Annotated in this window: 6 protein-coding genes; 3 read left to right on the top strand and 3 right to left on the bottom strand. The window is 38.2% G+C overall.

Annotation, left to right across the window (positions count from 1 at the left end):
• Window positions 1-58: 58 nt before the first annotated feature.
• Window positions 59-1,270 (bottom strand): NupC/NupG family nucleoside CNT transporter, encoded by a 1,212-nt coding sequence (locus tag WBG45_RS13675; RefSeq protein WP_424415405.1) that lies wholly within the window; start codon window positions 1,268-1,270, stop codon window positions 59-61.
• Window positions 1,271-1,604: 334 nt separating this feature from the next.
• On the opposite strand from WBG45_RS13675, the gene WBG45_RS13680 reads away from it, so the two are divergent.
• Window positions 1,605-3,278 carry a ribonuclease J gene (locus WBG45_RS13680; RefSeq protein ID WP_424415407.1) on the top strand — a complete coding sequence of 558 codons (1,674 nt, stop codon included), beginning with the start codon at window positions 1,605-1,607 and terminating at the stop codon, window positions 3,276-3,278.
• A 44-nt stretch (window positions 3,279-3,322) separates the two neighbouring features.
• On the opposite strand, the gene WBG45_RS13685 is transcribed toward WBG45_RS13680, so the two are convergent.
• Entirely contained in the window at window positions 3,323-3,925 is a 603-nt protein-coding gene (locus WBG45_RS13685; protein WP_424415409.1) for an SET domain-containing protein, read from the bottom strand.
• Between the two features lie 232 nt (window positions 3,926-4,157).
• Here WBG45_RS13685 and WBG45_RS13690 point away from each other — a divergent pair, with 232 nt between their 5' ends.
• Window positions 4,158-4,925: a DUF817 domain-containing protein gene (locus tag WBG45_RS13690; RefSeq protein ID WP_424415411.1), complete on the top strand. Its 768-nt coding sequence runs from the start codon at window positions 4,158-4,160 to the stop codon at window positions 4,923-4,925.
• Window positions 4,926-4,954: 29 nt separating this feature from the next.
• Here WBG45_RS13690 and WBG45_RS13695 read toward each other — a convergent pair whose 3' ends face one another.
• On the bottom strand, window positions 4,955-5,881 hold the full coding sequence (locus WBG45_RS13695; RefSeq protein ID WP_424415413.1) for a TIGR01777 family oxidoreductase: 927 nt from the start codon (window positions 5,879-5,881) through the stop codon (window positions 4,955-4,957).
• A 322-nt stretch (window positions 5,882-6,203) separates the two neighbouring features.
• Between WBG45_RS13695 and WBG45_RS13700 the strand changes: the two genes are divergently transcribed.
• The coding region (locus WBG45_RS13700) for an immune inhibitor A domain-containing protein (protein WP_424415415.1) at window positions 6,204-7,800 on the top strand (1,597 nt) is incomplete at its 3' end.

The raw sequence follows: 7,800 nt of genomic DNA on the forward strand, positions 1-7,800 counted from the left end.
ACAAAAAAATGGAGTGTCGGTGAGGTTACACCGCGCACTCCATTTATTATTTAGTTGATTATATAAACATTCCGGCAATGGCAGCACTTAGTAAAGATGCTAACATCCCTGCAGCTACTGCACGTAAACCTAATTTAGCAATATCCCCACGACGATTTGGAGCAAGTGCACCTAATCCGCCAAGAAGAATGGCCATCGAGCTTAAGTTAGCGAAACCACATAATGCAAAGCTCACTACTATAACTGTTTTCGGAGACAGGTTTGCAATTTCAGGAGCGAATGCAGAATACGCAACGAATTCATTTAATACCAGTTTTTGACCGATGTAACTACCTGCTGTTACTGCTTCAGACCAAGGAACTCCAATAGCAAAAGCAAGCGGTGCAAACACATAGCCTAGAATTTGTTCAAGTGACAGTGATTCAAATCCAAACCATCCACCGATTCCACCTAATATCCCGTTAATCAGCGCAATTAATGCAATGAACGCTAACAACATAGCACCGACATTCAATGCTAGTTTTAATCCATCGCTAGCACCACGGGCAGCTGCGTCAATTACGTTTACTGAATCCTGATCTTTTTCCATCTCGAAATCTTCATTATCTGGTTCTTCTGTTTCTGGAATCATTAATTTTGCTAACACTAAACCAGCAGGAGCAGCCATAAAGCTTGCTGCAAGCAGGTATTCTAGTGGAACACCAAGAAGGGCATATCCAACAAGAACTGATCCTGCGACTGAGGCTAATCCACCTGTCATAACTGCGAATAGCTCTGACTTCGTCATTTTTGCAACGAACGGGCGGATAATTAGAGGTGCTTCTGTTTGACCGACAAAGATATTGGCTGCTGCTGAAATTGATTCAGCTTTACTTGTTCCTAGCAACTTCGATAAGCCGCCGCCAATAGATTTAATCAATACCTGCATAATTCCTAAGTAATACAACACTGAAATTAAAGATGAGAAGAAGATGATTACAGTCAAGACTTGGAAAGCAAAGACAAATCCAAAATTCTCAACATCTGCTGCTGGACCAAAAAGGAAAGAAACCCCTTCGCTTGCGTAACCAATTACATTTTGTACACCTTCAGAAAATTTAACTAATACATTTTTACCAAATTCCCATTTCAACACAATAAATGCAAAAATGATTTGAATTGTTAAACCACCCAATATCGTTCTAAAATTAATCGATTTCTTTGCCGTTGATAATAAAAATGCGATTCCTAATACGACCAGAATACCGCCGATTCCCCAAATTATATTCACCTATGTCACCTCATATATAGTTTTTGAAAAGTCTTGTAAAGAAAACGCTTACTTAATGTTTCAATTTGATTAAGGTTGTCTGACGACAGACAACTTATCGGAATCGTATCAAATACTTTGAAATAAGTAAATGGATATTGTTTCAAATTCATCTCCGAATGTGTAAATGTGAAGATTTCCAAAACATCTAGGATTGTTCTTGCAGTAGGAATAGGATGATTCTAATCCTATATTTGATACCAAATTTTAATAGACAAATCTTTTTTTACATTCATAAAAAGAAACTGGCGTGGGAATACTTTAGCTAGTCATTCGAAATGGGAGGTTTCTAAATATGAATACTACAGAAAATTCATTGTCTATTTTCGCCTTAGGAGGCGTTAATGAAATTGGTAAAAATATGTATGTGTTACAAGTTGAAAACGATATCGTGGTGATTGATTGTGGCTCGAAATTTCCAGATGAGAGTTTACTCGGGATTGATTTGATTATCCAGGATATTTCATATTTACAGGAAAACAAAGAGAAGATTCGGGGCTTAGTCGTAACACATGGTCATGAGGATCATATTGGAGGCATCCCTTACCTACTTAAACAATTAAACATGCCCGTTTATGCGACAAGACTAACCATGGGTCTAATTGAAATTAAGTTAAGGGAACACCGAATCCTCAGAGAGACCGAAACACATTTAATTGACTCCAAATCTGTCCTTAACTTCAACACAATAAAATGTACATTTTTCAAAACCAATCACAGTATTCCAGATTGTCTAGGTATTGCCTTTGAGACACCTGAAGGAATAGTCGTACATACGGGTGACTTCAAGTTCGATTTAACTCCTGTGAATGATGAATATGCTGATATTCATCAGATGGCTGAAATCGGTAAAAACGGAGTTCTTGTTTTATTATCGGAAAGTACCAATGCGGAACGTCCAGGTTCTACACCATCTGAAAGTCTTGTAGGTGGACACATTGAAGATGCATTCCGCAAAGCAAGTCGTAAAGTGTTTATTTCAACCTTTGCTTCGAATGTCCATCGCGTTCAACAAGTTGTAGACGCTGCACAAAAGACCAACCGCAAGCTTGCTTTACTCGGCAGAAGTATGGTAAATGTCGTTTCTGTTGCCATGGAACAAGGTTATTTAAATGTTCCTGAAGGAATGCTAATTGAAGCACATGAAGTTGGTAGTATGGATCCTGAAAGCGTGGCTATACTTTGCACAGGAAGCCAAGGCGAACCAATGGCCGCCTTATCACGTTTATCGAGTTCCAACTATCGTCAAGTAAGCATTCTCCCTGAAGACACGGTGATATTTGCTTCTTCTCCAATACCTGGAAATGAACGGAATGTTTCTAAAGTTATCGATAATTTATATTTGCTGGGAGCTAAAGTTATTTACGGTTCGGGAAGTGCCACTGGTATGCACGTTTCTGGCCATGCCCAACAGGAAGAATTGAAACTTATGCTTACTTTAATGAGACCAAAATACTTTATCCCTATTCACGGGGAATACAGAATGCTTCATCAACATCGCCAATTAGCAGAATCTGTTGGCATAGAAAGAGAAAATATCTTTATTATTAACAACGGAGATGTTGTCGATGTGAACAATTCGCTTGCTCGTCAAACACGGAAAATCCCTTCTGGCAACATATTCGTAGATGGTTTGGGGATTGGTGACGTCGGAAATATGGTATTACGCGATCGTAAATTGCTTTCTGAAGATGGCATGATCGTTATCGTTATTACCCTTAGTAAAACGGATGGCGAAATTATTACCGGACCCGACACCATCTCTCGAGGATTCGTTTATGCCCGTGATTCAGAAGAATTAATGAATGAAATCAATCAATTAGTTATTACCACTGTTAAAACGACCAAATCATCAAGTAGCAATCAACGTAGTGTGTTAAAACAAAGTGTAAAAGCAACCCTTGGTAAATTCTTATACACTAAAACGAAAAAAAGACCGATGATTTTGCCGATTATTATTGAAGTTTAAAATCTAAAAACCACCACGATATCGTGGTGGTTTTATTTTGGGCACTATTTAGACAAGTCGTTGCGATTATAATAAATGGTTTTGATTGAATCTCTCAAGAATTGTTCATTCGCTGCTGTTTTAACTTTCTCGACGAATTCTGGGCGTAATAGATGAATAAGCTTTTGATCAACTTCATATAGGTGTTTTAACGCACTAATCACTTGTTCATCCCATTCTTCATAATAGGTAAGGAGATCATCTGGATAAACTACTCTTCTGTTCGTTCCTTCTTCTGAAATACATTCAAAAGGCTCGTCAATATTTAACGTGCCATAGTCATCAGTCAGCTGTTCCCCTGGGTAAATGTCTCGAATTGCTATCTCGAATTCATAGGCAGTACCCATGCAATTTGCATGAAAACTGTGGTTTACATATTTTCCAAGATCCCAACATAAAACAAATTTACCATCTTGATTACGATATGCGTATTTCTTTATGACCTCGCCTTTATATTTATCAACTGTATCCAGATAATCAGCTTCTAGAATATGGTCAAGTTCATCTAATGCCCATGTAATGGTCCCTTTGGGGATGAATTGTGTTGCAAATACGCCAAAACCAATTTGCTCATTTATATAACGCAGTTCTGTATGCGGATGAATCATGTCAGAGTATTCCCCTTTACTAAGTTGGTATTAAGAATATTCTATGCAGGTGGGGAATGACTTGTTGAGACATTGCATATACATTTTGACTTCTATAGGAGCATGTCCCGTAGCGGACTACCAAGATTTTTCATGAGAAATCTTGACGGAACTTATGGTGACTCCATTTCGTTCAAATTCAAAACAATTTATTTTAGTTATTTCACAAATATTTAGGAAGACGGGTTAATACATGAAGAACCTTCTGCAATTTGCTTACCTACAAGCACTCTCTTGTTTATTTCCACTCCTCATTTTTGCAGCTCTTGCTATAACAAAATTTGTGGATGTTCCGTTTCTACCACGTTATGATTTTATTTTACTCATTTGTATAGGTGTTCAAATTTTTATGCTAACATCCAAATTAGAAACGGTTGATGAGTTCAAAGTCATTTGTCTGTTCCATGTCATTGGTCTAGCGCTTGAACTTTTTAAAGTACATATGGGTTCGTGGTCCTATCCAGAGGAAGCATTGAGCAAAATTTTCGGTGTTCCCCTCTACAGTGGATTTATGTATGCGAGTGTTGCGAGCTATATTTGCCAGAGTTGGCGCCGCTTAGATTTACATATCTATGTTTGGCCCAAGCCATTTTTAGCCATCAGTATTAGTTTATTGATCTACGTAAATTTTTTTACACACCATTTCCTTTTTGATGCGCGGTGGTTATTAAAAGGTTTGTTATTTTTCATATTTTTCAGAACGATTGTCACCTATCGATTGAATGGAAACCGCTATAAAATGCCGATGATTCTCTCATTTTTGTTGATTGGGTTCTTTATTTGGATTGCCGAAAATATTACGACGTTCTTTGGCGCTTGGCAATACCCAAACCAAGAAACAACCTGGGCTCTCGTGCATGTTGGGAAAATTAGTTCGTGGTTCCTACTCGTTATTATTAGCATCATTATTGTTGCTCAATTAAAGAGAGTGAAGAGTTTATCTAGAGATAGTGAGTTTTGAATTCCACAAAAAAACACGACTAGGAAAGTTTATCTTCCTGGTCGTGTTTTGCTTTGGATGTTACTTTGATTTTCCATTATTTGTTGAAGGGCTTTCTCAATCGAATCAAACGTAAAGCGAAATCCTTCTTTTTTCAAACGTTCTGGAATGACCCAGCGGCTTTTCAATATCAATTCCGTTTCAGTTCTCATAAAGACGGCACCCATTTCAAGCATCCACTTAGGTGAGTGTAGACCAAACTTTCGCTTCATTGTATTTCTTAATGTTTCCATAAACACACGGTTTGTGATTGGTTGAGGAGATGAACAATTGAATACTCCGCTCAAATCTTTGTTATCTTGAAGAAACAAAATAATTTGGTACAAATCTTCAATATGAATCCAACTAAACATTTGTTTTCCTGATCCTTGGACCCCTCCTAGTCCGTAGCGTACTAAGTTGATATAAGGGTGCATCACTCCTCCCTCTTCACCCAGTACGATAGCCATTCGCAAAGCAGCTTGCCGTGTTTGAGGCAACTTAAAATCGAACAGTGATTGTTCCCATTCCTTTGCTACATCAACGGAGAAACCACTACCAATTTCACCTCTCGCTTCCGTCATAGGAAGATCTTCTGCATGACGGTAAATTGTAGCTGTGCTTGAATTGATCCATAGTGGTGGAGGATTTTTACACGCCAATATCGCAATTCCGAGAATTTTAGTCGTCTCAGATCTTGACTGCAAAATCTCTTTCTTATTTTTGTCGGTATAGCGACAGTTTACTGATTTCCCTGCAAGATTAATAATCATCTCTGATTGATCCAACGCATCAATTATCCCAGCTTGATTCGACCACGAGATATGTTGTGGTTGTCTTGATATGATTTTTACTTTATATCCCAAATCCATAAATTTCTCCTCAAGATATTGACCAATAAAACCAGTTCCCCCAGCTATGACTATTTTCTTTTTCATATATCATTCACCCACTTCTTGTCATTTCATACTTAACAAGACGATGTAAACCTTGTAGAGGATGCGAGCACCTTTTCGTGGAATCTATTGTACTTGTTCTTCCTAACTAAGGTGTTCTAGTAAAAGATATTGCAAAATATAGGGCTAAATCATTTTATTCTAGTAGTAATAAAAGAAAAAACATGTAAAAAGTAGGTAATGAACTAAAATATACCGTTCTAATATACTAGAAAAATCATCTGAAAATTGGGTGTTCAAGCACATTGTTTTGACTTATTTTTTAGAATATTCTATTAATGATAATAAACTAGGAGGTTACAAGTTGAACAAATTTTGGAAATCTAGTTTTACTTCTGTCTTGTTTGTAGGTACATTAATTACCGGTATGTCTGGAGGTCTTGCAAGTCCTGTTTCCGAAGCTCCCCTTCACCATAAAATTTCTCATACTTCTCATTTCTCCGGGTCTATTGACCTCTCAATTGTTAACGACGAAAAATTAATCCAAGCATTAATTAAGCGTGGTGTCATTCCAGCAAATGCATCCGAAGCGCAAAAACAAAAAGGCTTACAAAGCTATTTAGCTCTTAAAGGGAAAGACGATTCCAACTTAAAAGCAAGTAAGGATCCCTTAGCCAAGCAAGTGAAACAAGCGGATGCGAAGAAACAAAAACAAGTGAAAGAATTCGGTTTCAATCTTCAAAACGGGAATGGTAAAAAAACTGGGCAAGTTGACAAACACATCGTCCCGGTAAAAGAAAGTCCATCACCAGGTGTGGTGAAACAAGGAAAACTATTAACTTTGATGGTAGAATACTCGGACTACGAGCATAACAATATCCAACCTGATGAAACAGACAATTACTACGAAGATTACAATACAAAGCATTTCGAAGATATGATTTTTGGTGATAACGGCGTGGAAGGTCCGAATGGAGAAAACTTCGTTTCACAGAAACAATTCTATGAGGAACAATCGGGTGGAACGTACACAATTGACGGACAAGCTTATGGTTGGTTAAAAGTTCCAGGGACAGCAGCATTTTATGGAGCTGACCGAGCATCTGGAGGTCACGATAATGTTGCACCAGGCGGATCGAAATTATTAGTAAAAGATGCATATGCTGCTGCTAAAGCGGCCGGTGTTCCATTAGAAGATTACGATTTAGAAGATTCACATGATTTAGATGGCGACGGCAACTTCTGGGAGCCAGATGGCTTAGTCGACCATTTACAAATCATTCACTCTGGTATGGGACAAGAAGCTGGTGGAGGTTCATTAGGAGATAACGCAGTGTGGTCACATCGTTCAGCAGCATTTGTGGATCCAGATGGACTTGGAAAAGGTCTTCCAGGATTTTATGATTACACGGTTATGCCAGAAGATGGAGCAACTGGTGTATTCGCGCACGAGTATGGTCATGATTTAGGATTACCGGATGAATATGACACAGTATATTCTGGAACGGGTGAAGCAGTTGCATACTGGTCAGTTATGGCGAGTGGTTCTTGGGCTGGTAAAGTTCCAGGTACAGAACCGACTGGATTCTCTCCTTGGGCTAAACAATACTTCCAAGCAACTTTAGGTGGCGAATGGTTTGAGCCAGCCGTTGTAAACTGGGAAGATGTTTCTAAGAAAGGTACACATTTATTATTAGATCAAGCGAATTCTCCACTTGGTAAAAACAATCAAGCGGTGCGAATAAACTTACCGGAAAAAGAAACGCCTGTGAATACACCTAAAACAGGAAGCTACGAATTTTGGGGTGGTCAACAAGATGAAATCGATACAAACATGGTAACAAATGTTGATTTGACTGGAAAATCTTCTGCTGAATTAACTTTCGATTCATGGTATCAAATTGAACAACAATGGGATTATGCGTTCGTTCAAGTTTCCACAGATGATGGTTCAACTTGGA

The sequence above is a fragment of the Paenisporosarcina sp. genome (assembly GCF_049671445.1).
In the GTDB taxonomy this organism is placed as follows: Bacteria; Bacillota; Bacilli; order Bacillales_A; family Planococcaceae; genus Paenisporosarcina.

Bases quoted from the DNA above. Each gene is read 5' to 3' on its own strand.
- WBG45_RS13680 (WP_424415407.1), top strand. From the start codon at position 1,605: ATGAATACTACAGAAAATTCATTGTCTATTTTCGCCTTAGGAGGCGTT.
- WBG45_RS13685 (WP_424415409.1), bottom strand. From the start codon at position 3,925: ATGATTCATCCGCATACAGAACTGCGTTATATAAATGAGCAAATTGGT.
- WBG45_RS13690 (WP_424415411.1), top strand. From the start codon at position 4,158: ATGAAGAACCTTCTGCAATTTGCTTACCTACAAGCACTCTCTTGTTTA.
- WBG45_RS13695 (WP_424415413.1), bottom strand. From the start codon at position 5,881: ATGAAAAAGAAAATAGTCATAGCTGGGGGAACTGGTTTTATTGGTCAA.